Origin of the sequence: Marinobacterium sp. xm-d-564 (assembly GCF_013283345.1) — a bacterium.
Taxonomy (GTDB): domain Bacteria; phylum Pseudomonadota; class Gammaproteobacteria; order Pseudomonadales; family Balneatricaceae; genus Marinobacterium_E.
The window spans coordinates 29434-55217 of record NZ_WBYO01000010.1; the positions used below are offsets into that span (position 1 = coordinate 29434).

The 25784-nt window shown below is 48.7% G+C and carries 20 protein-coding genes; 14 read left to right on the top strand and 6 right to left on the bottom strand.

From position 1 onward, the window contains the following. Positions 1-19: 19 nt before the first annotated feature. The 7 genes from fmt (at position 20) to XMD564_RS10050 (ending at position 8919) form a co-directional block, all read left to right on the top strand. Complete coding sequence (gene fmt / locus XMD564_RS10020; protein ID WP_217363584.1) at positions 20-952, top strand: methionyl-tRNA formyltransferase; 933 nt, start codon at positions 20-22, stop codon at positions 950-952. After that, positions 945-2255, top strand: coding sequence for a 16S rRNA (cytosine(967)-C(5))-methyltransferase RsmB (gene rsmB, locus XMD564_RS10025; RefSeq protein WP_173482180.1), 1311 nt, complete (start codon positions 945-947; stop codon positions 2253-2255). Before fmt ends, rsmB begins: the two co-directional genes overlap by 8 nt. A 7-nt stretch (positions 2256-2262) precedes the next feature. Continuing rightward, positions 2263-3657, top strand: a complete 1395-nt coding sequence (trkA, locus tag XMD564_RS10030; RefSeq protein ID WP_173484674.1) for a Trk system potassium transporter TrkA — start codon at positions 2263-2265, stop codon at positions 3655-3657. A 7-nt stretch (positions 3658-3664) separates the two neighbouring features. Next, positions 3665-5113 (top strand): TrkH family potassium uptake protein, encoded by a 1449-nt coding sequence (locus XMD564_RS10035; RefSeq protein WP_173495369.1) that lies wholly within the window; start codon positions 3665-3667, stop codon positions 5111-5113. Between the two features lie 102 nt (positions 5114-5215). Beyond that, positions 5216-6169 (top strand): glycine--tRNA ligase subunit alpha, encoded by a 954-nt coding sequence (gene glyQ / locus XMD564_RS10040; RefSeq protein ID WP_173495370.1) that lies wholly within the window; start codon positions 5216-5218, stop codon positions 6167-6169. Next, complete coding sequence (gene glyS / locus XMD564_RS10045) at positions 6169-8220, top strand: glycine--tRNA ligase subunit beta (protein ID WP_173508279.1); 2052 nt, start codon at positions 6169-6171, stop codon at positions 8218-8220. The genes glyQ and glyS overlap by 1 nt, the downstream gene beginning before the upstream one ends. Positions 8221-8334: 114 nt before the next feature. Further along, positions 8335-8919 (top strand): hypothetical protein, encoded by a 585-nt coding sequence (locus XMD564_RS10050; protein ID WP_173495371.1) that lies wholly within the window; start codon positions 8335-8337, stop codon positions 8917-8919. 128 nt (positions 8920-9047) lie between these two features. On the opposite strand, the gene gyrB is transcribed toward XMD564_RS10050, so the two are convergent. The 6 genes from gyrB to XMD564_RS10080 all read right to left on the bottom strand — a co-directional run bounded on the left by gyrB (position 9048) and on the right by XMD564_RS10080 (position 17518). Next, complete coding sequence (gene gyrB / locus XMD564_RS10055) at positions 9048-11471, bottom strand: DNA topoisomerase (ATP-hydrolyzing) subunit B (protein WP_173482174.1); 2424 nt, start codon at positions 11469-11471, stop codon at positions 9048-9050. Continuing rightward, positions 11464-12570: a DNA replication/repair protein RecF gene (gene recF / locus XMD564_RS10060; RefSeq protein WP_173508280.1), complete on the bottom strand. Its 1107-nt coding sequence runs from the start codon at positions 12568-12570 to the stop codon at positions 11464-11466. The genes gyrB and recF overlap by 8 nt, the downstream gene beginning before the upstream one ends. A gap of 45 nt (positions 12571-12615) precedes the next feature. Further along, positions 12616-13719, bottom strand: coding sequence for a DNA polymerase III subunit beta (dnaN, locus tag XMD564_RS10065; RefSeq protein ID WP_173482172.1), 1104 nt, complete (start codon positions 13717-13719; stop codon positions 12616-12618). Between the two features lie 25 nt (positions 13720-13744). Continuing rightward, positions 13745-15205 carry a chromosomal replication initiator protein DnaA gene (gene dnaA, locus XMD564_RS10070; RefSeq protein ID WP_173482171.1) on the bottom strand — a complete coding sequence of 487 codons (1461 nt, stop codon included), beginning with the start codon at positions 15203-15205 and terminating at the stop codon, positions 13745-13747. Between the two features lie 279 nt (positions 15206-15484). After that, positions 15485-16954: a TRAP transporter large permease subunit gene (locus tag XMD564_RS10075; protein ID WP_173482170.1), complete on the bottom strand. Its 1470-nt coding sequence runs from the start codon at positions 16952-16954 to the stop codon at positions 15485-15487. Beyond that, positions 16955-17518, bottom strand: coding sequence for a TRAP transporter small permease subunit (locus XMD564_RS10080; protein WP_173482169.1), 564 nt, complete (start codon positions 17516-17518; stop codon positions 16955-16957). 342 nt (positions 17519-17860) lie between these two features. Between XMD564_RS10080 and XMD564_RS10085 the strand changes: the two genes are divergently transcribed. From XMD564_RS10085 to rsmG, 7 genes are all read left to right on the top strand, one after another. Then, positions 17861-18937, top strand: a complete 1077-nt coding sequence (locus XMD564_RS10085; RefSeq protein ID WP_173482168.1) for a TRAP transporter substrate-binding protein — start codon at positions 17861-17863, stop codon at positions 18935-18937. A gap of 170 nt (positions 18938-19107) precedes the next feature. After that, positions 19108-19242, top strand: a complete 135-nt coding sequence (gene rpmH / locus XMD564_RS10090; protein ID WP_173482167.1) for a 50S ribosomal protein L34 — start codon at positions 19108-19110, stop codon at positions 19240-19242. Between the two features lie 24 nt (positions 19243-19266). After that, the gene (rnpA, locus tag XMD564_RS10095; protein WP_173482166.1) at positions 19267-19653 is read left to right on the top strand and encodes a ribonuclease P protein component; all 387 of its coding nucleotides are present in this window, start codon (positions 19267-19269) and stop codon (positions 19651-19653) included. A gap of 6 nt (positions 19654-19659) precedes the next feature. Next, positions 19660-21321 carry a membrane protein insertase YidC gene (gene yidC / locus XMD564_RS10100; protein ID WP_173482165.1) on the top strand — a complete coding sequence of 554 codons (1662 nt, stop codon included), beginning with the start codon at positions 19660-19662 and terminating at the stop codon, positions 21319-21321. Positions 21322-21399: 78 nt separating this feature from the next. Then, entirely contained in the window at positions 21400-22767 is a 1368-nt protein-coding gene (gene mnmE / locus XMD564_RS10105) for a tRNA uridine-5-carboxymethylaminomethyl(34) synthesis GTPase MnmE (protein ID WP_173482164.1), read from the top strand. 500 nt (positions 22768-23267) lie between these two features. Then, positions 23268-25157 (top strand): tRNA uridine-5-carboxymethylaminomethyl(34) synthesis enzyme MnmG, encoded by a 1890-nt coding sequence (gene mnmG / locus XMD564_RS10110; RefSeq protein WP_173508281.1) that lies wholly within the window; start codon positions 23268-23270, stop codon positions 25155-25157. Next, positions 25157-25783: a 16S rRNA (guanine(527)-N(7))-methyltransferase RsmG gene (gene rsmG, locus XMD564_RS10115; protein ID WP_173508282.1), complete on the top strand. Its 627-nt coding sequence runs from the start codon at positions 25157-25159 to the stop codon at positions 25781-25783. The genes mnmG and rsmG overlap by 1 nt, the downstream gene beginning before the upstream one ends. Position 25784 lies beyond the last annotated feature (1 nt).

Below are 25784 nucleotides of genomic sequence, written 5' to 3' on the forward strand. Positions count from 1 at the left end.
TTCATTTTAGGATATCGAATTGTCTAAAATTATTTTTGCCGGAACCCCAGATTTTGCCGCCTCTCATCTACAGGCTCTGATCGATTCCGGCTTTGATGTGGTAGCCGTTTACACCCAACCCGATCGACCAGCGGGCCGTGGTAGGAAGTTACAAGCGAGCCCCGTTAAGCAGATTGCACTGCAAGCAAATATTCCCGTGTTTCAACCACTCTCACTGCGTGATGAAGCGGCTCAGGCGGAACTGGCTGCGATCGACGCTGATTTAATGATTGTTGTTGCCTACGGCTTGATACTGCCGCAGGTTGTATTGGATACACCAAAACTGGGTTGCGTTAACGTACACGCCTCTATTCTACCGCGTTGGCGTGGTGCTGCTCCGATCCACCGTGCACTGCTGGCAGGTGACAAAGAGACCGGTGTGACGCTGATGCAGATGGAGGCTGGGCTGGATACTGGGCCTATGCTGGCTAAGGTGTTTACGCCAATCGATAAACAGGAGAGTAGCGGAGAACTGCATGATCGATTAGCAGTACTCGGCTCCAATATGCTGGTTGAGCAACTACCTGCACTGTTAGCAGGCGAGTTAACTCCAGAAATTCAAGACGATGCGTTAGCTAACTACGCCAATAAGCTTGAGAAAGCTGAAGGTAAAATCGACTGGACTGAGTCGGCAGACGCGATCGCCCGTCAAGTTCGCGGCCTCTCTCCTTGGCCGGTGGCTTACACATCCCTTGATGATAAAAGCGTCCGCATCTGGAGAGCGGAAGCACAATCAGAAGCCGGTGATGCTGGTGCTCTGATCAAAGCCGATAAACAGGGCGTCCTGATCGGGTGTGGCGAAGGCTCTTTGCTGATCAAAACCATTCAGATGCCAGGCGGTCGCGCCACTGAAGCGTCGGCCCTTCTCAATTCAAACAACCACCCGTTTGTAGAGGGTATGCGCTTTGAGTAATACCGCTAACCTAAGGGTGCAAGTGGCTGTTTTTCTATCGCAGCTGTTACAACACAACGGTTCACTCTCTAGCCGACTGCCAGGCATGCTCTCTCGAGTTGAACCTCGTGACCGCGCTCTGTTTCAAGAGATCTGCTACGGCACGCTTCGTTTCTATCCACAGCTTGAAGCGCTCAGCCGTGAGTGTCTGCGCAAGCCTTTTAGAGAAGAGGACACTGACGTCTTTGCCCTACTGTTGAGCGCGCTCTACCAATTGAGACATCTCTCGACGGCTGAACATGCTGTCATCAACGAAACCGTTGAAGGCGCTAAGCAGATGGGTAAGCCTTGGGCCGCCAAACTGTTGAACGCCGTGTTGCGTCGTTACCAGCGTGAAAAGGATAGTTTAGAAGCTGATATCCAGCAGACCGAGACTGGCCGCTGGAATCACCCTGAGTGGATAATCGCTAAACTCAAGCACAACTGGCCCGATCACTGGCAAAGCATAATGACCGAAAACGATCAGAGCCCACCGATGTGTCTGCGGGTCAATCGTTCGAAAAGCGATCGTGATTCATACCTTAAGATACTGAACAGTGCAGAAATCGAAGCAACCGCTGGATTGTTCTCAAGCGATGCCATCTACCTAACGTCGCCCTGCTCTGTGGATAAGCTGCCACACTTTGCAGAGGGGCACGTATCGGTTCAAGATGAAGCGGCACAATTGGCTGCAGAACTGCTGGGTGTAAAAGCGGGCGAACGCATACTCGATGCCTGTGCCGCACCCGGTGGAAAACTCTGCCACCTTCTTGAATTGGAAGATGATATTGAGATCGATGCGCTGGAGTTAGAGCCTCGACGAGTCGCGCGCATCGAAGAGAATTTAGAACGACTAGAACAGAGTGCGGGTGTCATTGTGGGTGATGCCGCACAGCGTGATTGGTGGAGCGGTGACGCTTACGATCGCATTCTGGTGGATGCGCCCTGTAGTGCTACCGGTGTCATTCGTCGTAATCCTGACATCAAAGTACTGCGTCGTAACGAAGATCTCCTGGGTCTTGCAACCACTCAACTTGAGATCCTTAATAACCTATGGGATATGCTCAAGCCTGGTGGTACATTGCTGTATGCAACCTGCTCAGTGTTCACACAAGAGAACGAGCGTGTTGTCGAACGATTTTTGAAAGAGCACTCGGATGCGAAAGAGTGCAAAATAGTCGCAGAATGGGGCATAGAGAGACCTGCCGGTCGGCAGCTGTTTCCACAAAATGGAGGCCATGATGGCTTCTACTACGCCCGCATCAAGCGAATAGAAGAGGCTTAAGCGTTACATGAACGTTGTTATTCTGGGTGCAGGACAGGTGGGTGGCTCTCTAGCAGAGCATCTCGCCAGTGAATCCAACGATATTACTGTCATTGATGTCGATGGCCCAAGACTCAGAGAACTTGCCGACCGCCTCGATATTCGTACGGTTGAAGGCCAAGCTTCACTGCCAACTATTCTGCATAGCGCTGGCGTAGAAGATGCCGACATGTTGATCGCAGTGACTAACTCAGATGAGATCAACATGGTTGCCTGCCAGGTCGCTTGGTCGCATTTTCGCGTACCAAAGTTGATTGCCCGAGTTCGTGACCAAGCTTACAACTATTCAGAAGGTAAGCTCTTCAATACGCAGAAAGAGAACAACGTTGCCGGCATCCCAATAGATGTTTTGATCAGCCCTGAGCACTTGGTGACACAACACATTGCTAGGATGATCCATCACCCAGGTGCCCTTCAGGTTCTCGATTTTGCCGATGGTGCAGCGCAATTGGTTGCTGTTAAGGCCTATTACGGTGGCCCACTGGTGGGTCGTGAGATCGCCCTACTTAGAGCGCATATGCCCAATGTCGACACTCGTGTGGCAGCCATTTTCAGACAGGACCGCCCTATTATTCCAACCGGTGACACGGTCATTGAGGCGGACGATGAGGTCTTCTTTATTGCCGCTGCTGGCGATATACGTTCGGTTATGGGCGAACTGCGCCGATTAGATAACCCTTATAAACGCATCATGATTGCCGGGGGTGGCAACATCGGATTCCGACTAGCCGAATCGATTGAGGATGACTTCCAGGTCAAACTGATTGAGCGAAGCCTAGATCGATGCAACCACTTGGCACGCGATCTAAACCGCACCATTGTTCTGCATGGCAGCGCTTCTGACTCTGAACTGCTTCTCGAAGAGAATATTGATGATGTCGATGTCTTCTGTGCCCTAACCAACGACGACGAAGCTAACATCATGGCGTCGATGCTGGCCAAACGTTTAGGCGCCAGAAAGGTGATGACGCTGATCAACAACCCGGCCTATGTTGACCTTGTCCAGGGTGGCGTTATCGACATTGCCATATCACCACAACAGACCACCATTGGTGCCCTACTAGCCCACGTTCGTCGCGGTGATGTGGCAGCGGTTCACTCTCTGCGCCGTGGTGCAGCAGAGGCGATTGAAGCGATCGCCCACGGTGACCCGTCAAGCTCTAAAGTAGTTGGGCGCGCCATTGAGGATATTGCGCTACCCGCAGGTGCGACCATCGGTGCCATTGTGAGAGACAACCAGGTATTGATTGCCCACGATGACGTCGTGGTTGAAGATGGCGACCACGTCATTCTGTTCCTTATCGATAACCGTCAAATTGGCGAGGTAGAGAAGCTCTTTACCGTCGGCCTAACCTTCTTCTGAGGCTCCCATGCACTTCAAAGTGATTCTCAGAATACTTGGCCTGCTGTTGATGATATTCAGCATCACTCAGCTTCCGCCAGCCCTCGTCTCGATGATCTACGACGATGGCAATATTCAAGCATTTGTTGGGGCTTTCTTCGTCACTCTGTGTACCGGTTTCTTAATCTGGCTCCCCTTCATGCGAGTCCGCCAAGACCTTAGAACACGCGACGGATTCTTAATTACCGTTCTATTCTGGACGGTACTGGGCTTCTTCGGTTCGTTACCTATCTACTTTTCGGCCGAAACAAACTTTACCTTTACCGACGCTCTGTTTGAGGCCGTTTCTGGTCTGACAACAACAGGGGCAACAGTGATTACTGGACTGGATACGCTTCCCAAGTCCCTGCTCTACTATCGACAGCAGCTGCAGTGGTTGGGTGGTATGGGTATCATCGTACTAGCCGTCGCGATACTGCCAATGCTGGGCATCGGTGGGATGCAGCTCTACCGCGCTGAAACACCTGGCCCGGTAAAAGATTCAAAGCTGACACCTAGAATCACCGAAACTGCCAAAGCGCTTTGGAACATCTACCTGACGCTGACGATTGCCTGCGCACTGGGCTACTGGGCGGCAGGAATGGAGCTGTTCGATGCGATTGGCCACAGTTTCTCTACTGTTGCCATTGGCGGGTTCTCAACACACGATGCCAGTATTGGATTCTATGACAGCGCACTGATCGAGATGATTTGTGTACTCTTTATGGTGCTTTCGGGGATCAACTTCGGCCTTCACTTTGCCGCTTGGAGACAGCACAGTGTCGCCCACTACTTCTCAGATCCAGAGTTCAAGTTCTACCTCTTCTCTCTGATCAGCCTGTCGCTGTTTACGCTGTTTGTGCTCGACTTTACTGGTACCTATGAATCGATTGAGGCGCTGCGCAAAGCGGTCTTTATGGTTGTCTCCATTGCAACGACGACCGGCTTTGCCGTCGCGGACTTTGCACACTGGCCCGCCATGCTGCCCTTCTTACTCTTCTTGGCAGCCTTTGCCGGGGGCTGTGCAGGATCGACCGGTGGTGGCATGAAACAGATACGTCTACTGCTGATTCTAAAACAGGGTTACCGTGAAATTGTGCGCCTGATTCACCCGAACGCAATCATGCCTGTGAAGCTGGGAAGACGTCCAATTTCGAACAAGGTGCTTGAAGCGGTTTGGGGGTTTTTCTCGGTCTACTTGATCGTCTTTGTGGTGATGCTGGTAGCTCTGCTAGCCACTGGACTGGATCAAGTAACGGCATGGTCAGCGGTCGGCGCTACGCTCAACAACCTAGGCCCAGGCCTTGGTGATGTTGCGGCACACTATGGTGATATACCGACTACCGCCAAATGGATTTTGGTCTTTGCGATGTTGCTAGGACGTCTTGAGGTGTTTACCTTATTAGTCCTACTAACACCGGCTTTCTGGCGCCGATAACCCTATTAAATGGATAGGGTTACGCCCCTCTTAAATTCTTAAGGAATGCTGTATAATTCTCGGCTAATTTTTTGCAAAAAATCCTAGCCGAGGACTTCTGTCGTGACCGACACTGTCAAACCTGATGTAAGCACCTTCCAAGGTCTTATCTTTGCCCTACAACAGTATTGGGCCGAGCAAGGCTGTGTAATTGTTCAGCCACTGGATATGGAAGTGGGTGCTGGTACTTTCCACCCGTCTACCACTCTGCGTGCTATCGGCCCAGAGAGCTGGAACTCAGCTTACGTTCAACCAAGCCGACGCCCAACCGATGGCCGTTACGGTGAGAACCCAAACCGTCTTCAACACTACTACCAATTTCAGGTTGTGATGAAGCCTCACCCAGACAACTTCCAAGAGCTCTACCTTGGTTCGCTTGAGCGTCTTGGCTTTGATCTTTTGACGCACGATGTACGCTTTGTAGAAGACAACTGGGAATCACCTACATTGGGTGCTTGGGGTCTTGGTTGGGAAGTCTGGCTGAACGGCATGGAAGTCACTCAGTTCACTTACTTCCAACAGGTTGGCGGTCTTGAGTGTTACCCGGTCACTGGCGAAATCACCTACGGTCTAGAGCGTCTAGCTATGTACGTTCAAGAGGTAGACAGTGTTTATGATCTCGTTTGGTCTAAGGCACCGGACGGTACCGTTGTAACCTACGGCGATGTCTTCCACCAAAACGAAGTCGAGCAGTCAACTTACAACTTTGAGTACGCTGATGTGCCACACCTATTCAGCAACTTTGAGCACTACGAAAAAGAGTGTCAAAAACTGCTGGATGTCGGCTTACCGCTACCGGCTTATGAACAGGTCATGAAGGCATCGCATACCTTCAACCTACTGGATGCGCGTCACGCGATCTCTGCGACTGAGCGTCAACGTTACATTCTTCGTGTTCGTACCTTAGCTCGCGGTGTTGCCGAAGCTTACTACAACAAGCGTAAAGAGCTTGGTTTCCCAATGGCAGAAGAGTCTATTCGCCAAGAGGTCCTAGCATCACTGGAGGGAGCCGAGTAATGAGTAATCAAGATTTTCTATTTGAACTGGGTACTGAAGAGCTACCACCGGGTGCACTTCTCTCTCTGTCAGACGCACTGGGTAAAAGCCTCACGGCTCAACTGAACGATGCTCAGCTTAACTTTTCATCTTTAGAGCTATTTGCTGCTCCACGTCGCTTGGCCGTATTGGTTAAAGAGCTAGACAGCCAACAGCCTGATCGTAACATTGAAAAACGCGGACCCTCTGCAAAAGCACCTGAACAAGCCGCTAAAGGTTTTGCTGGCAGCTGCGGTGTCTCTCTTGAAGACCTTGTCATTGAGAATACTGACAAGGGTGACTACTACGTCTACCGCGGTACTGAGGTTGGTAAACCTGCTGCAGAACTTCTACCAGGAATGCTTGAGACCGCTTTGAGCGGGCTGCCGATTCCTAAGCGTATGCGATGGGCGGCTAGCCGTACTGAGTTTGTCCGCCCTGTTAAATGGATCGTTGCGCTGCTGGGTGATGAGGTTCTACCTTGTACTCTACTTGAGGTCACTTCTGGCCGTAAATCACGTGGCCACCGCTTCCACTACCCACATGATATTGAGCTGATGACTGCAGGTGAATACGCTGCCACGCTTCGTAACACCGGTAAAGTTGTGGCTAGCTTCGCTGAGCGTCGTGAAATGGTTCGTGAACAAGTGCTAGCTGAAGCTGCTCGTATTGGCGGAACTGCTGATATCGATGAAGATCTTCTGGACGAAGTCTGTGCACTGAACGAATGGCCTGTTGCATTGGCTGGACGTTTTGAAGAGCGCTTCCTTGAGGTACCTGAGCAAGTCCTAATCCTTTCAATGAAAGAGAACCAGAAGTACTTCCACCTTGTCGATAGCAACAACAAGCTGATGCCGTACTTCATTACGATCTCAAACATTGAGTCTAAAGATCCTCAGCAGGTGATTGCAGGCAACGAGAAGGTGATTCGCCCTCGCCTAGCTGATGCTGCGTTCTTCTTTGAAACGGACAAGAAGGCGCCTCTTATTGATCGCCTAGAGAAGCTAAAGAGTGTCGTATTCCAAAACGAGCTTGGCACAGTCGCCGACAAAGCTGCTCGCATTGAAGCAACGGCCACTGCCATTGCCAAACTGATTGGCGGTAATGAAGCGTTTGCCGCTCGTGCTTCACAACTTGCTAAGTGTGACCTGCTAACAGATACCGTTTATGAGTTCACAGAGCTTCAGGGCCTTATGGGTTACCACTTCGCACTGCACGATGGTGAAGAGCAAGAAGTTGCACAGGCGATCTACGAGCAGTACATGCCAAAGTTTGCCGGTGACGATCTACCTGCCTCTAAAACGGGCATTGCTGTAGCCTTGGCAGATCGCTTGGACACACTAGTCGGTCTGTTTGCGATCAACCAGCCGCCTACAGGTTCTAAAGATCCATTTGCACTGCGTCGTGCAGCATTGGGCGTGCTTCGTATTATCGTTGAACATGAGTTAGATCTTGATCTTAAAGAGCTTCTTCAGACTGCAGCATCAAACTACCAAGCACTCCCTGCTTTGGACAGTGCTGCTGATAATGTCTTTGAATTCATGCTGGAACGCTTCCGTTTCTGGTTTGAAGAAGAGGGCATTAGCGCTGAGATCTACCTGTCGATCCACGGTCTTCGCCCAAGCAAACCATTAGACTTTGTGCGTCGTGCTCATGCTGTTGCGGCCTTTACACAACTTGAAGCGGCCTCAGCACTGATTGCTGGCAACAAGCGCGTTGGTAATATCCTTGCGAAACTAGATTCTACACCGTCTACCGCTATCAACGATGCACTGCTATCTGATGAGGCTGAAAAAGAGCTTGCTCAAGCACTCAAGGGTTTAAGCAGTTCAGTTGCATCAATGACAGGTGAAGGCGATTACCAGGGCGCTCTTCAAGCTCTAGCTGATCTTCGTCAGCCAATCGACCGCTTCTTCGAAGAGGTTCGTGTCATGGCAGATGACGCTGACGTTAAGCAAAACCGTCTTGCGATGCTGCAACAACTTAAAGAGCTATTTGGTGGAATCGCCGATATCTCCGAATTGGCTGGCTAAACTTAATTGGCCATCAAAAAACCCGAGCACTGCTCGGGTTTTTTATTTGTAAATATCTGCTTTTCTACTACTTTGCATAGTGTTGAATCAAACCACTGACTGCAAGGATGCAAGATGCAAAAAGTTAATCCCAAACTCACCGCCATCGCCTATTTCATTATTGGCCTTTTAGTGTTTTACACACTTTTCCTAGATAAACCCATAACCAATGAGGATGATCGAATTATCATTTTTAACCAGCACCCGAATGGTGAAGAGATCAAATATGCACTTGGTTTGAACAGTTATATTGGGTTCGAAATGATTCCATTTAATATGCTTAACAAGCCTCTCTCTGCGACACATCTCCACCGAAGCATTAATGAATTTGATAAATATGCGGTGTATTTTGGTGATGACACGGATGGAGCTCTAACAACCGGCTTCATTCTCAGCGTCAGTGATTGCCTTAGCAGCCCTTCTATTTATCACTCACTCGTCAATCAGATACCTATCTCTTTTACTGCCAGTTGTAACGATAAGCGGGCCGATCTTCAATTTGTCACACCGACCATCCCAAATGACAACCAGCTACTTTTAAACATGTTTGAAAGCCATACGTTCATCGACTATCAACCGAAGTCTAGTTCTGATTTTACTATTAGATTTTCAATGGACGGATTCACTCAAGCGATGCACAGTGAATTTAGCGACGATTGATTCAAATGTTTCACGTGAAACTTTTTATCAAATAAGATTGAAACTTAGAAATAGAAACAAGGAGTTTGTTTCACGTGAAACAAATTAAAAAGGCGCCTATAGGCGCCCTTTCTCTAAAATACTAAACATTAAACATCTAGGTTAGAGACATTCAGTGCGTTGGACTCGATAAAGTCACGACGAGGCTCAACCTCATCACCCATCAACGTGGTAAACAACTGATCAGCAGAGATAGCATCTTCGATCGTCACTTTAAGCATGCGGCGCGCATCAGGATCCATGGTTGTTTCCCAAAGCTGATCAGGGTTCATCTCGCCCAATCCTTTGTAGCGTTGAATGTTACTGCCGCGACGCGCAAGACCCATCAACCATTCAATGCCTTCGCCCAACTCTGTCACATCCATACGACGTTCGCCACGCTGAAGGTAAGCACCATCCGCTAACAGACCAGAAAGCTCTGCCCCAAGATCAACGATCAAGTCGTAATCTTTAGAGCGGAAGAAGTCAGCCTCAAAACGGAACGCATTCGTAATACCGTGAAGCAATACATTAACCACCGGCACATAAGAGCTGTGCTCTTGGTCGTACTCAACATCCACTGTGTAGACTTCTGAACCCGACGTAACAATAGAATCTAGCTTAGCTTGTAGCTCTTTAGCCCAACCCTCTACCGTCGCTTTATCACCCAGCGAATCGGCCGCCAAACGCGGGACATAGAGTGACTGCATCAAAGCCTGGCTTGGGTAGATTCGCGAGAGACGGTTGATCATTGCCATCACCTTACGGTAGCGACCAAATAGCGTCTCAAGCGCTGCACCAGTGATAGCAGGCGCATCTTCAGCAGGATAGAGTGAAGTACCTTCCAAAGCACCTTGAAGCAGGTACATATCCATCGCTTCATCATCTTTTAGGTACTGCTCTTGCTTGCCCTTCTTCACTTTGTACAGAGGCGGCTGAGCAATGTAGATGTAGCCACGTTCAATCAACTCTGGCATTTGACGGAAGAAGAAGGTCAATAGAAGGGTACGAATGTGAGATCCATCGACGTCCGCATCGGTCATGATAATGATGCTGTGGTAACGAAGTTTTTCAACGTTGAACTCATCTCGGCCAATACCACACCCTAGTGCAGTAATCAGAGTACCGACTTCAGCTGAAGTCAGCATCTTGTCAAAACGTGCTTTCTCGACGTTAAGAATCTTACCTTTAAGCGGAAGGATGGCTTGAGTTCGACGATCACGGCCCTGCTTAGCAGAACCACCCGCCGAGTCACCCTCCACCAAGTAGAGTTCAGAGAGTGCCGGATCTTTCTCTTGGCAGTCTGCCAATTTACCCGGTAGACCAGCGATATCCAACACACCTTTACGACGCGTCATCTCACGCGCTTTACGCGCGGCTTCACGGGCACGCGCCGCATCCATCATCTTCTGCACAACCGCTTTCGCTTCAGATGGGTTCTCTAGCAAGTAGTTATTGAAGTGCTCTGCCATCAACTGCTCGACTGCTGTCTTAACTTCAGACGAAACCAGCTTATCTTTGGTCTGTGAAGAGAATTTAGGATCTGGCACTTTAACAGAGATGATCGCCGTTAGACCTTCACGACTGTCATCACCACTGGTGCTGACATTGCCTTTTTTGTTTAACGACTCAGAATCTATGTAGCTGTTCAAACCACGCGTCAAGGAGGCGCGGAAGCCCGATAAGTGGGTACCACCATCACGCTGTGGGATGTTGTTGGCAAAACAGTGAATCGACTCTTGGAATGAGTCATTCCACTGTAGAGAGACCTCAACGCCAACACCATTTTCATGCATCGCATTGAAGTGGAAGATACTGTTAATAGGCGATTTGTTCTGGTTAAGGAAATCAACAAAGGCAGCTAGACCACCTTCGTATTCAAAGACTTCTTCACGGCCAGAGCGCTCATCTTTAAGACGAATACGAACGCCTGAGTTAAGGAATGAGAGTTCACGAAGGCGTTTAGCAAGAATGTCGTACTGGAACTCGATGTTGGTGAAGGTTTCAGGGCTAGGCCAGAAGCGCACGATCGTACCACTGGTATCCGTCTCACCGATCACTTTTAGAGGCTCTGCCGGTACACCGTGGTTGTAAACCTGCTCGTGAACCTGACCAGCACGACGAATGGTCAAACGCAGCTCAGTCGACAGGGCGTTTACCACCGACACACCAACACCGTGAAGACCACCTGAGACTTTATAGGTGTTGTCATCGAACTTACCACCGGCGTGGAGGACCGTCATGATAACCTCGGCCGCAGAGACACCCTCCTCTTCGTGGATATCCGTCGGAATGCCGCGACCATTATCGCTGACGGTAATACTCTCGTCAGCATGGATGGTTACGCCCACCTCACTACAGAAACCTGCGAGTGCCTCATCAATGCCGTTGTCGACCAGCTCGAACACCATGTGATGCAAACCACTACCGTCGTCGGTATCACCGATATACATCCCTGGGCGCTTGCGCACGGCATCAAGGCCTTTAAGAACCTTAATACTGGACGAATCGTAATCTTGGTTTGATTCACTCATAGATCTCTCCAAATGTCTGCTTTGCAGTTAACTGACCTGAATCGACGTTCAATAGGGCACCGTCAGTAGTTGCGCCCCATACCTCTAGCATTGAGCTTGGCTCAACACAGGTTACAAAACTTTGGCTGTTGCTCTGTTTCAAGAACGAGCAAAACGTTGCCAGGTGCTCTTTATCTAACTCAGCAGGGAGGTCATCGATCAAGTAGATACAGGAGTGACCTCGGGTAGCCTCGTAGAGCTGACCCTGCGCAAGTTTAAGTGCACTAACGACCAATTTCTTCTGGCCTCGTGATAAGTGCTCAGCGGCACTGCGACTTCCAACCTTGAATTTAAGGTCAGCACGCTGTGGCCCAAGGGAGGTAAATCCCTGACGCATATCACGTTCAAAACTCTCATTTAACAGAGTCTGTAGATCCTGATCTTTGTCCCAACCCGGGCTAAAACGTAGATCCGTAACGACCTCTCGAACCAACTGCTCAGCAATGCCTGTAAAGTGCGGTAAAAGGGCATCAACATAAGCGCTTCGAAGCTCTGTAAGTCGTTCTGCGTGAAGGATAAATTCTCTATCCCAAACCTCGCGTAACGACCGATCAATATTACCACGTTTTAGCAGTGAATTCCTTTGTTTTAACGCTCTTTGAAAGCCTCTCCAGACGGAAATAAACCCCGTAGAATGGTGAAATCCACCCCAATCGATAAATTGTCGTCTAACAGACGGTGAACCGTCTAAAAGTGTGAAACTTTCAGAGTCGATCACCTGCATCGGGACTAAGCCAGCAAGGGCCGTTAAGTCGATCTCTTCACCTCTGAAACGGGCACGCACATCGCCCTGCTGGGTTCGTTCAACACCTAGACCACCGGAATCAGATTCACCCTCAATCTTCGCAAAACAGGTCAGTTGTTGTTGGCCCTCAGAGATGACATATCGGCTCTGGTGCGTTCTGAATGAGCGGGCCACAGACAAGAAGTGAAGACCTTCCAGAATACTGGTTTTGCCGCTGCCGTTTTGACCGTGAATGATGTTGATATCCGCTGACGCATCAAAGGCCAGGGATTGAATGGATCGAAGATTAGAGAATTGTAGTCGCTTGATGCGCATAAACAGAAAAGGCCGCCCTAGGGACGGCCTCTATTGAAGCGTTAATTACATGCGCATTGGCATGATGACGTAGGTTGAGTTTGGATCATCGAAGCCTTGAATCAGCGCACTGCTGTTTGCATCAGCTAAGGTGAAACGAACCACATCGGAACCAAGAATAGAGAGTACATCGAGCAGATAGTTAACGTTGAAACCGATATCGATCGAAGGACCTTCGTACTCAACAGCTACAGTCTCTTCTGCCTCTTCCTGCTCTGGGTTATTTGCCGTCACTTTAAGGTAGCCATCGCTGAGCGTCAGACGCACACCTCGATATTTCTCGTTCGATAGAATCGCAATACGCTGGAATACCTGACGCAGCTCTTGGCGATCACCAAGAACGACCTTGTCACCGTTTTTAGGGATCACTCGTTGGTAGTCAGGGAACTTGCCATCAACCAGCTTCGACGTGAAGGTGTAGTCACCGACATTGGCACGAATGTGTGATGCACCAATAACCAGTGTAACCGGTGAGTCACCACCTTGGAGTAATCGAGCTAGCTCAAGAATACCTTTACGAGGCACGATGATCTGATGCGCACCACCCGCTGGCACATCCGCTGCAGAAGCCGAAGTAGCCAGACGGTGACCATCGGTCGCAACCGAACGAAGTGAGTCTTCACTTACTTCCAGTAGCATGCCATTTAGGTAATAACGGACATCCTGTTGCGCCATAGAGAAGCCTGTCTTTTCGATCAACTGACGCAGTTCTGACTGTGGCAAGCTTAACTCGAAGGCTTGTGGGCTATCTTCAACATTCGGGAATTCAGACGCCGCCAAGGTTGTTAGTGAGAACTTAGAACGACCCGACTTGATGATCATCTTCTGACCGCTCAACTCCATCTCGATACGAGCGTCATCAGAGAGCGATTTACAGATATCCATCAGCTTGCGTGCTGGAACGGTCACTGAACCTGGTTGTGCCGGCTCTTGAAGCTGCACGCGCCCTACCAACTCGACTTCGAGATCGGTACCGGTTAGTGAGAGTTGATCACCCTCAGCCACCATCAGAATGTTCGAGAGCACAGGCAGTGTCTGTCTGCGTTCAACCACGCCGGCAACAAGCTGTAGTGGTTTAATCAAAGCCTCACGAGTGATGACGAATCTCATGCGTATTCCTATCTCAGTCTGTCAGTTAGGTCGTCAAATGACGAAGCAGGTTTTTGTAATCTTCTGCGATCTCAGCATTGCTGTCACGCAACTCTTTAATTTTTCGTGTCGCGTGCAAGACCGTGGTGTGATCTCGACCGCCAAATGCGTTGCCTATCTCTGGTAGGCTGTGGTTAGTAAGCTCCTTAGACAAAGACATAGCAACTTGTCTTGGACGAGCGACTGAGCGACTGCGGCGTTTTGAGTGAAGATCGGCTACACGGATCTTATAGTACTCAGACACCACTCGCTGAATGTTATCAATACTAACCTGTTTGTCCTGTAATGCCAGTAGATCCTTCAGCGACTCTTTGACAAAGGTCGTGGTGATCGGACTACCAGTGAAGTGAGCGTTCGCTATAACTCGCTTCAAAGCACCTTCTAACTCTCGGACATTACTACGAATCTTCTGTGCAAGGAAGAAGGCGGCATCATCTGGAAGCTTAATTCGCGCTTCGTGCGCCTTTTTCATAAGAATAGCGACGCGCGTCTCAAGTTCTGGCGGCTCAATAGCCACGGTTAGACCCCAACCAAAACGAGACTTCAAGCGCTCTTCCATGCCACCGATCTCTTTAGGATAGCGATCACTGGTCAAGATCATCTGCTGGCCACCTTCAAGTAGCGCATTAAAGGTGTGGAAGAACTCCTCTTGCGAGCGATCCTTGTTGGCAAAGAACTGAATGTCATCGATCAACAGTGCATCGACCGAGCGGTAGTAGCGCTTAAAGTCATTAATCGCATTCAGCTGAAGTGCTTTAACCATATCGGCTACGAAGCGCTCTGAGTGCAGGTAGACAATCTTAGCGTTGGGATTACGCTTAAGCATTTCTGCACCCACAGCATGCATCAAGTGAGTTTTACCTAAGCCGACACCACCATAAATAAAGAGTGGGTTGTAACCACCACCCGGGTTATCGGCCACCTGTTGAGCCGCAGCAGAGGCTAGCTGGTTTGATTTACCTTGAACAAAGGATTCGAACGTAAAGCTGGGGTTTAAACTGGTCTGATGGCGCAAACCACCCTCGACCTGCACCGTTCGCTCCATCACCTCTGGCTGAACCTCAAGCTCAGGCTGAATAATATCAGTAGAGGGGGCAACAATAGAGGTCGACGTGAATTCAGCTTGGGACTCTTGAGCCTCAACACGCATCGGCTTTGCTCGAGCCACTTCTGGTCGAGTACGAGTGACGGGTGAGGCAACGGACCCTGCTATGCTTATTTCGATAAGTGGCGCAGATTCACCACTCAAGCGTTCAACGACATCTTGAAAGCGGGTAACGAACTTATCCGCGACCCAATCCTTTACGAAACGGTTTGGGGCCAGTAGAACAATGTGCGACTCGGTCTCTAGATCCAAACGCAATGGGCGAACCCAAGTGTTGTACTGCTGTGACGGCAGTTCATCTTTTAGCGTTTCTAGGCATTGTTGCCATAGATCTTGAAACATTTGTTGAGTCCCAGTGGGTTTTTAGAAGTATGGTTGAATCTTATCCCCAATGGGTGCAATTATCCACAGAATTTTCAGATAAATAGCGGCAAGGTTTTTAAATCAATAGGTTACAAGCCCTCACAACCTTTGACCTATATCCGACTTTTTCCAGAACTTAACAACTAAATGACAGCTTTTTCATAAGTTATAAACAGACTTATTCACAAAAAACTGACAATCAACGTAAAAACAGGCACAAAAAAGGCTGCCGAAGCAGCCTTTTCAACGTAGATAGTATTACTCAGCCCATGGGTCAGACGCGTCAGCGCCCCATGGGTCGTCACCACCACCCATACCATCGATAGTGATCTCTATCGTATCCAGATCAACATCCAAAGGTGCATCAAGATTGTAGGTCACTATCTCTGGGAAGATGATGATCAACGCCAGTGATGTCAGCATAATCAGGATGAATGGAATAGCCCCTCGGTAGATCTCCATGGTCTTCATGCCATGTACCAAACGACCGGTAATCTCATCCTTGTAATCGCTCTTTGGAGCCACACTTCGCAGGTAGAAGAGTGCAAAGCCAAAGGGAGGTGTTAAGAACGACATCGACATGTTCAATCCAACCACGACGAGGAACCACACCATGTTGATGTCCATGTTTGCCGCAACCGGGCCAATTAGTGGCATCAAGATGAATGCTATCTCGAAGAAGTCGATAAAGAAGCCGAGTACGAATACCAATAAGCTGACAAATAGAACAAAGCCAAGCTCACCACCAGGGATAAAGCTAAACAGGTGCTCAATCCATAGGTCACCGTTTACTGCTCGGAAGGATAGAGCAAAGATAGATGAACCAACCAAAATAAACATGACGAAGGTCGACAGTTTGGCCGTTGAGTCCAGAGCCCCTTTGATAACCTCCAGCGTCAGACGACGACGGATGATCGAGAGCAATAGAGCCCCCACAGCACCCATTGCCCCCCCCTCGGTCGGTGTTGCCCAACCAACGAAGATGGTTCCCAATACCAAGAAGATCAAAATGATCGGTGGCAGCATCGCGGTCAGAACCGACACCATCAGCTTGGTGCCCTGAAGAGTACGCGCCTCTGCTGGCAGTGGTGGAACCATCGCCGGTTTGAAGATCGACAATGCGAACATGTATAGAAGTAAGAAGCTCACAACCATTGCCGCCGGTAGCATAGCACCCATGTAAGCATCTTTAACTGACAGTGAAAGCACATCGGCCAGTACGATCAACACCAGTGAAGGTGGGATGATCTGTGCCAGCGAGCCGGCACTGGTCAGAAGACCCGCCGCTGTCGGGTAGTGATAACGGTATCGCATCATAACCGGCAAGGAGATAAGGCCCATTGAAATCACCGATGCTGCCACAACACCCGTCGTTGCCGCGAGGAGCGCACCGACAAGAATGACAGCATAACCAAGACCACCCGGTACTCGCCCAAACAACTGCCCTGCCGATTCAAGCAAGTCCTCTGCCATGCCTGAGCGTTGCAGGATAATCCCCATGAAGGTGAAGAACGGAATCGCCAGCAAAGTGTCGTTCTGCATAATGCCGTAGATACGTTCAGGTATTGCCTGAAGCAGCACCCAATCCAATAGACCAAGCTCATGACCAATGATCGCAAACAGAATGCCGTTAGCTGCCAAACTAAACGCAACTGGGAAGCCCGATAGAAGGAAGATGATCAGAGTGCCGAACATAATCGGCGCGATGTTATCCGCTAGAAATTCCATTTACGCCGTCTCCTGCTCGTCGTCCATGTTTACGTGACCACCTTTACTCAGCGGATCTTCGATATAGCCTTTTAGAAAAGCCCAGCGCTTAATCAATTCGCTGAATGCTTGAATGAATAACAAACCAAAACCGAGAGGAATCATTGCACGCACTGGCCAACGCAGCAGGCCACCCGCATTTTGACTCACCTCTTGGTTAGCATAGGTCTCTAAAAGATTGGGAATGGATTGTAGGCAGATGTAGAGGCTGACCGGCATCACACAGAAGAGCAGACCAATAACGTCAATCCAGTTGCGGGCTCTTGGTGAGATGCGCTGACTCACCACATCGATGCGTACGTGCTCATTTAGTTTAAGCACATAGCCCGCTGCCGCCGTAAACACAGCAGCGTACAGGTACCACTGCAACTCCAGCATTGCATTAGACGCGATACTGAACAGATAACGAGTTGTTGCGTTACCTGCACTGACCAATACCGCTGCAAGAATTAACCATTTAATGTAGTTGCCAACCCAGCCATTGATTGCATCAATGCCCGCTGAGAATTTCAGTAAAGCTTTCATTCCTTAAACACGCTCTCTGATCTATTTGTCATAACCTCGCAGTGTGACCGGTTTTCAAGTGTGGTACAAGAAGAGGTTGCAACTGGTCATACCAGAACAAACGATAGATATAGACTTAAGTCTTAATTTCAGATCGAAAAGCCTATTAAATGGCCATGTTTGAGCCATCAAAGAGAAATTTAAGGGTTAACTGGTCCTACCAGATCACCTGATTAGTTAGACCAAAGTAGCAGGTTGATTCAGGCAAATAATTAATACTCTTGCATGGTGGCTGGTTATAGCTAGTATTAGCTGTGTCCTAACTAACAATAAACGCCGAAAAGGCAAACACAAGGAAATATCATGAAACGTAGAGATCTGTTTAAAGGTGCTGTACTAGCAGCAGCCGTTTCAGCAGCAACTGCAGCTTCAGCTGCTGAGCTTCCAGAACTTAACTGGCGCCTACAGTCGGCTGTACCTCCAGGTATCGGCTTCTACATGGGCGGTGTCTACTTCGCTGAAGAAGTAGAGAAGATGACCAACGGTAAATTCAAGATTCGTGTATTCCCTGCGGGCGAAATCGTAGGCACTATGCAGATCTTTGACGCAGTATCAGACGGTACGATCGAAGCAGGTCACACAGCGTCATACTACTACTTCGGTAAAAACCCAGCATTCGCTCTAGATACAACCGTTCCTTTCGGCCTTAACTACCGTCAGTTCCAAGCTTGGTACAACTTCGGTGGTGGCGGCGAAATGATCAAAGAGCTTTTCGCTAAATCGAACATCGTTCCATTCCCATCAGGTAACACGGGTGTACAGATGGGTGGTTGGTACAACAAAGAAGTTAAATCACTAGACGATCTTCAGGGTCTAAAGATGCGTATCGGTGGTATGGGCGGTAAGATCATCGAGAAGCTAGGCGTTGTGCCTCAGTCTATCCCGGGTGGCGATATCTTCCCATCACTAGAGAAAGGCACTATCGATGCAGCTGAATGGGTTGGTCCATTCGATGACATGAAGATGGGCTTCAACAAGGTTGCTAAGTACTACTACACTCCAGGTTGGTGGGAAGCGGCTCCAAACCTTTCTGTCTACATCAACAAAGAGAAGTTCGACGCTCTACCAGTTGAGTACCAGAACATTGTTGCAGCAGCAGCTGAGCGTGCAAACGTTAAGACAACTGCCTTCTACGATGCGAAGAACCCAGAAGCACTTAAGACTATCCTAGCGGGTGGTACTAAGATGAAGGTCTTCCCGAAAGACGTAATGGATGCTGCTTGGGAAGCTGCACAGGAAACTTACAAAGAGCTTTCTGCTGAACACCCAGACTTCAAACGCATCTACGACAGCATGGCTGCGTTCCAGAAAGACCAGAACCAGTGGATGTCTGTTTCAGAAGGTCCTCTAGACGGGTACATGCAGCGTAAAATGCGCTAATAGCTCGTTTAGCTGATAAAAAACCAGCTCTCGGGCTGGTTTTTTTATGGATAGCAAACAAAAGGTTTGCAACTGCTTAGCGATTTCTATAGAATTCCGCGTCTCGATTTTTAGGCAGATGTCCATACAACATCTGTGACGTATAAATGACTTGTAAGTAGGACAAGGCAATGAAAAGAACATTTCAACCAAGCGTACTAAAGCGTAAGCGCAACCACGGTTTCCGTGCTCGTATGGCTACTAAAAACGGTCGTAAAGTGCTTGCTCGTCGTCGTTCACGCGGCCGCGCTAGCTTGTCTGCATAATTAAGCGGACTTGCTGAATGCCAAATGGCTGAGTTCGAATACCCTCGCCAGTTAAGACTTTTAACTGGCGGTGATTTCAAAAGGGTATTCGACAAAGCCGATTTTAAGGTCAGTGATACTCATCTACTGATTCTTGCCCGCCACTCCCAATCTGATCATCCCCGCATCGGATTCGTTTTTTCCAAAAAAAATATTCGCAGAGCCGTGAATCGAAACCGCGTTCGTCGTATCATTCGCGAGTCTTTTCGTTTTAATCAGCATCAGCTCCCTAATGTCGACATTGTTGTTTTATCTCGACGTGGAATTGATGAGCTAGAAAACGAGCAATTACATGCGCTCATAGCGAAAAGTTGGAAACGTTTAAACAAGCAGGCTTTAAAAGCTCAAACCTCAAATAAAGGTAATGGTTAATTCGCCATGGATATACAGCGAGTCATTCTACTCGGCGCACTCGGTCTAATCTCATACATGCTGGTTCTCCAGTGGAATGCTGATTACAACACTCCCGTCGCAGCACAACAAACTCAAACTGAATCAGTTTCAGCGTACCAGCCAGCCGCAGGTAACGACCTGCCAAGCGCAGCGCCAGCAGCTGAAGCTGATCTACCCACCGCAGGTGCAGCAACGTCCACACTGGCTGCAGCAACAGGTGATCTGGTCAGTGTAACCACTGATAAGTTCGGCATTCTGATCGATCCACGCGGTGGTGACATCATTGAAGTCAAACTGCTTGATCATAAAGCGACGTTGGAAGGCGAAGATCCCTTGGTTCTGCTTGAGCAGAACGCTAACCGTACCTATGTTGCTCAATCAGGTTTAGTTGGCCCTAACGGCCCAGATGCCTCTAAAGAGGGTCGTCCACTCTACTCTGTCGCTGAAGCTAGCTACGACATGGGCAGTGCCGACACACTGGCTGTAGATCTGAACCTAGTCGATAACGGCGTAGCCATTACCAAGCGATTCACGTTCACACGCGGTAGCAACGCCATTGCGATGGACTACCTGATTGCCAACAACAGTGACTCAAACTGGCAAGCGACTCTGTTCGGTCAACTTAAGCGTGATCGCAGTGCTGATCCTTCAGAAACAACCGATATGGGTATGCAGTCTTACCTAGGCCCTGTGTTCTCAACTCAAGAGAACAACTACAACAAAGTCAGCTTCGATGATATCGACGACGATGGCCGTTACAGCGAGAAGAGCCAAGACGGTTGGGTTGCAATGATTCAGCACTACTTCATGAGTGCTTGGATCCCTAATCCAGGTCAAGAGTACACCTACCAGGCCCGTCAGCTTAACGGTAACTACATTGCTGGTTTCTTAGCACCCTCTGCTGTTGTTGCTCCAGGCCAGACAGGCCAGATCTCGGCAACTCTGTATGCGGGTCCTAAAGATACTGATCAGCTGGAGAAGATCGCTCCGAACCTAGATCTTACGATCGACTTCGGTATTCTCTTCTTCATCGCTTCACCGATCTACATGGTTCTTAAGTGGCTCTACTCGATCGTTGGTAACTACGGTCTTGCCATCATCTGTGTCACGATTTTGGTGAAAGCTGCCCTATTCCACTTGAACGCTAAAGCGTTCAAATCGATGGCAAAAATGCGCAAGTTCGGTCCAGAGATGGCTCGTCTTAAAGAGCTCTACGGTGATGATCGTCAGAAGATGTCTCAGGAGATGATGAAGCTCTACTCGAAAGAGAAGATCAACCCTCTCGGTGGCTGTCTTCCTATCGTTGCTCAGATGCCGATCTTCATCGCACTTTACTGGGTATTGATGGAAGCGGTTGAAATCCGTCACGCGCCGTTCATTGGTTACATCCAAGACCTGTCGCAGATGGACCCTTACTTCATCATGCCTATCTTGATGGGTGCGACCATGTTCATTCAGCAGCTGTTGAACCCAACGCCTCCAGATCCAATGCAGGCGAAGATCATGAAGATGCTTCCAATCGTCTTCACCTTCTTCTTCCTATGGTTCCCAGCGGGTCTGGTTCTATACTGGTTGGTGAACAACGTCCTATCAATTGCACAGCAGTATGTAATCAACAAACAGATCGAAGCGGGTGATTCTAAATAAGCAACTTGCAGCTTAAATCCCCACGCGACACACTAGGGCTCTTCGGAGCCCTTTTTATTGATTGGAGAAAGACTTCAGATGATCAGCAGCAGTAAAGATACGATCGTTGCACAAGCAACCGCCACTGGCCAAGGGGGCGTCGGGATTGTTCGTCTTTCAGGGCCTAAGTCTGCTGAAATTTTAGAGGCATTTATCGGGTTTAAAGCCAAACCCCGTTACGCTCACTACACCCCTTTTCATGAAACTGATCAACAGATCGACGAAGGCATCGCCCTGCTTTTTCCTGGACCCAATAGCTTCACCGGTGAAGATGTTGCCGAACTTCAATGTCATGGTGGTCCCGTTGTCATCGATCTCATCATTCGCCGCGCCATTGAGCTAGGTGCTCGCATGGCTAGACCAGGTGAATTCTCAGAACGAGCATTTTTAAACGATAAGCTCGATCTCACTCAAGCTGAAGCCATTGCTGATCTGATTGAAAGCTCTTCAGAACAGGCAGCTCGCTGTGCGTTAAAATCACTGCAAGGCGCTTTTTCGCGTGAAGTTGATCAATTGGTCGATCAGCTAACCAACCTGCGCATCTATGTAGAAGCAGCCATCGACTTCCCTGATGAAGAGATCGACTTTTTAAGCGACGGCAAAGTGCGTGGTGATCTGGTCAACATTATTGAGCAACTCAATCAGGTTCAGAGCCAAGCGCAGCAAGGCAGTTTAATGAGAGAGGGTATGACTGTCGTGATTGCTGGCCGTCCTAATGCCGGAAAATCGAGTCTGCTCAATGCGCTATCGGGGCGTGATTCAGCAATTGTCACCGACATTGAGGGGACAACACGAGATGTCTTGAGAGAGCAGATACACATTGATGGCATGCCACTGCACATTATCGACACCGCTGGCTTACGTGATGCACCTGATCGAGTCGAACAGATCGGTATTGATCGCGCTTGGCAGGAGATCAAAACGGCTGATCGTATCTTAATGCTCGTGGATGCTAGCCACTCAGAGACAACGGATCCACAAACGCTGTGGCCTGAGATGGTCGAAAAACTCAACGGTGATCTGAGCCATGTCACCTTAGTTCGCAATAAAATCGACCTAACAGACGAGAGTACTAGTCTTGAACAACAGGGTGAAAACACACTGATTAGACTCTCAGCCAAAGATGAGCAAGGCATTGATCTGCTTCGGGAGCATCTAAAGTCCATTATGGGCTATCAAGGCAATGCTGAAGGCGCTTTTATGGCGCGTAGACGCCATATGGAGGCTCTAGAACAAGCACAGGAGCTATTAAACACCGGTCTTTGGCAGTTAGATACCCAAGGTGCTGGTGAACTTCTGGCGGAAGATCTGAGGCAGACACAGCAGGTGTTAGGTGAAATAACCGGTAAAGTTTCAGCGGATGACCTGCTTGGAAAGATTTTCGGCTCTTTCTGTATCGGTAAATAGTTTTCCACAATCCAAAAATAGAGTTACTCACAGATAAAAGGCGAATGCTGAGCATCTGTTGTGGATATATTCAATAGTTATCCAAAGAATAGCTCACAAAACGCGGTAATAATTCTTCGATTGTGGAAAAACTGTCAGCCTAACCCCGAGTAATTGGACGATTAAACTGTGAATAAAATAAATTGTGTATAACTAGCCTACTTATACACAACTCACACACAACAAATGTTCAAGCTATTCGCGCTTTATAAGCGGGTTATAATTTCTACAAACTACTGTTTTTATTGATTTTTAATCAGTTAATAACAGAAATCAGCCTACTTAAATAATATTAAAAATAATAAACTCTCTTTATATATTTATTTTATTTTTTATTTATCTACTCTCACTCTACAAACAGCAGGTTGGCTATTTTTTAACCATTTCTTCAATGGCAATCCCTAGGTATAATCCGCGCCATATTTCTGTCTAGGTTTGAAAAGGCAGCTAAGAGGTAGAGAGTGGATTATCCAGATCGTTATGACGTGTTGATTATTGGTGGCGGTCACGCTGGCACTGAAGCGGCATTAGCATCAGCACGTAAAGGGGCTAAAACCCTGCTATTGACTCACAATATTGAGACACTGGGTCAAATGTCATGTAACCCGGCCATCGGTGGTATTGGTAAGAGTCATCTTGTTAAAGAGATTGATGCACTGGATGGTGCGATGGCTCGTGCTACCGATAAGGGCGGTATTCAGTTTAGAACGCTTAATGCACGCAAAGGTCCCGCTGTGCGTGCCACACGTGCACAAGCGGATCGTATTCTTTACAAAGCAGCCATCCGTTCTATTCTTGAAAACCAACCTAACCTCGATATCTTTCAGCAGGCGGTCGATGATCTCATCGTAGAAAATGATGAAGTTCGCGGTGCTGTGACCCAAGCTGGCATTCGTTTCTTTGCAAACAGCGTTGTCTTAACAGCAGGTACCTTCCTTGGCGGTTTGATTCACATTGGTATGCAAAATTATCAGGGTGGTCGTGCCGGTGATCCGCCTTCATTACGACTCGCAGAGCGTTTACGTGAGTATCCTCTTCGCGTTGACCGTCTCAAAACGGGTACACCGCCACGAATTGACGCACGCAGTGTCGATTTCTCAGTGATGCAAGAACAACCTGGTGATACACCAACGCCTATCATGTCGTTTATGGGCCAGGCGAGTGACCAACCAGAACAGATCAGTTGTTACATCACGCATACCAATGAGCGGACACACGAGATTATTCGAAATAACCTTGATCGCTCGCCGATGTACTCTGGGATTATTGAAGGGATAGGACCGCGTTACTGCCCTTCCATTGAAGATAAGATTCACCGCTTTGCGGACAAAGACTCCCACCAGGTTTTCGTTGAGCCGGAAGGGTTAACCACGCACGAGCTCTACCCAAATGGTGTCTCAACCAGTTTGCCATTTGATGTGCAGCTTGAGGTCATCCGTTCAATGCGCGGTTTTGAAAACGCTCATATCACACGTCCGGGTTATGCCATCGAATACGATTATTTCAATCCTCAGGATTTGAAACACACACTTGAGACCAAAGTGATCTCTGGTCTCTACTTTGCCGGTCAAATCAATGGCACAACAGGCTACGAAGAGGCGGGCGCACAAGGGTTGTTGGCCGGTATGAATGCCGCTGCTCGTGCACTGGATCAGGATCAGTGGTATCCGCGTCGTGACGAAGCCTACATCGGTGTCTTGGTTGATGATTTGATTACGCATGGCACATCAGAGCCCTACCGTATGTTCACCTCCCGTGCTGAATACCGTTTGGTGTTGCGAGAAGATAATGCGGATATTCGTTTGACCGAGATCGGCCGCAAACTGGGTGTGGTTGGTGATGATCGCTGGACCGCCTTCTCGACTAAACGCGATCAGATTGATTGTGAAATGGCACGACTCTCATCGACTTGGATTCAACCAAAGTCAGCAGAAGCGGCTGCATTGGAACCCAAGCTGAGTTCACCCTTGGCACGTGAGTACAACCTTGCTGATCTGGTAAAACGTCCTGAACTTAGTTATGCCGATATCAAATCCATTAAACCTTCTGAGGTTGAGATTGAGGCGTCGGCTGAAGAGCAGATTGAGATCTCGATCAAGTACGCCGGTTATATTGATCGTCAGAAGCAAGAGATTGATCAGATGCGTCGTCAAGAGAATACCTCTTTGCCTGAGGACTTCGATTACGATGCCGTTGGCGGTCTCTCTAACGAATTAAAATCTAAACTAGAGCATGTCCGTCCGGTGACCATTGCTCAGGCCTCAAGAATTCAGGGCATGACGCCAGCGGCTATCTCGCTGTTATTGGTTCATTTGAAGAAACTTCAGCTTCAAGCTAAGGCGGCCAGTTAATGGATTACAATCCAAAAAACGATTTAGAGTCAGGTCTTAGTCGGTTAAATCTCTCTCTATCTGAATTTCAGGTTGAGCAGCTATTGGCCTACTTAGCCTTGTTACAGAAATGGAACAAAGCCTACAATCTGACGGCGATCCGCGATCCAAAACAGATGCTGATAAAACATATTTTGGACAGTATCGCGATTGCGCCCTACGTAGAAAAAACCGACCTTATCGACGTCGGTAGCGGTGCAGGGTTACCTGGAATTCCAATGGCCATTCTTAATCCTGATATGCCGGTTGTCACTCTGGACAGCAACGGTAAAAAAACTCGTTTTCAGCATCAGGTAAAAGTTGAGTTGAATCTATCGAATTTAGAGGTGGTTCATGGTCGGGTTGAGGCGTTTGCCGGTCGTACTTTCCAACAAGTTACCTCTAGGGCCTTTGCTTCTATCGAAGATATGGTAACGTTAAGCGCTGAGCTATTAGCCGATCAGGGTCTGTTTCTTGCGATGAAAGGCCGTTATCCTGATCAGGAGTTGGCAGATCTGCCAAATCAGTACCATTTAATCGAGAGTTACCCCCTTCAAGTGCCCGGTCTTGATGAAGAGCGACACCTGTTGAAAATTGGGAGAGTGTAAG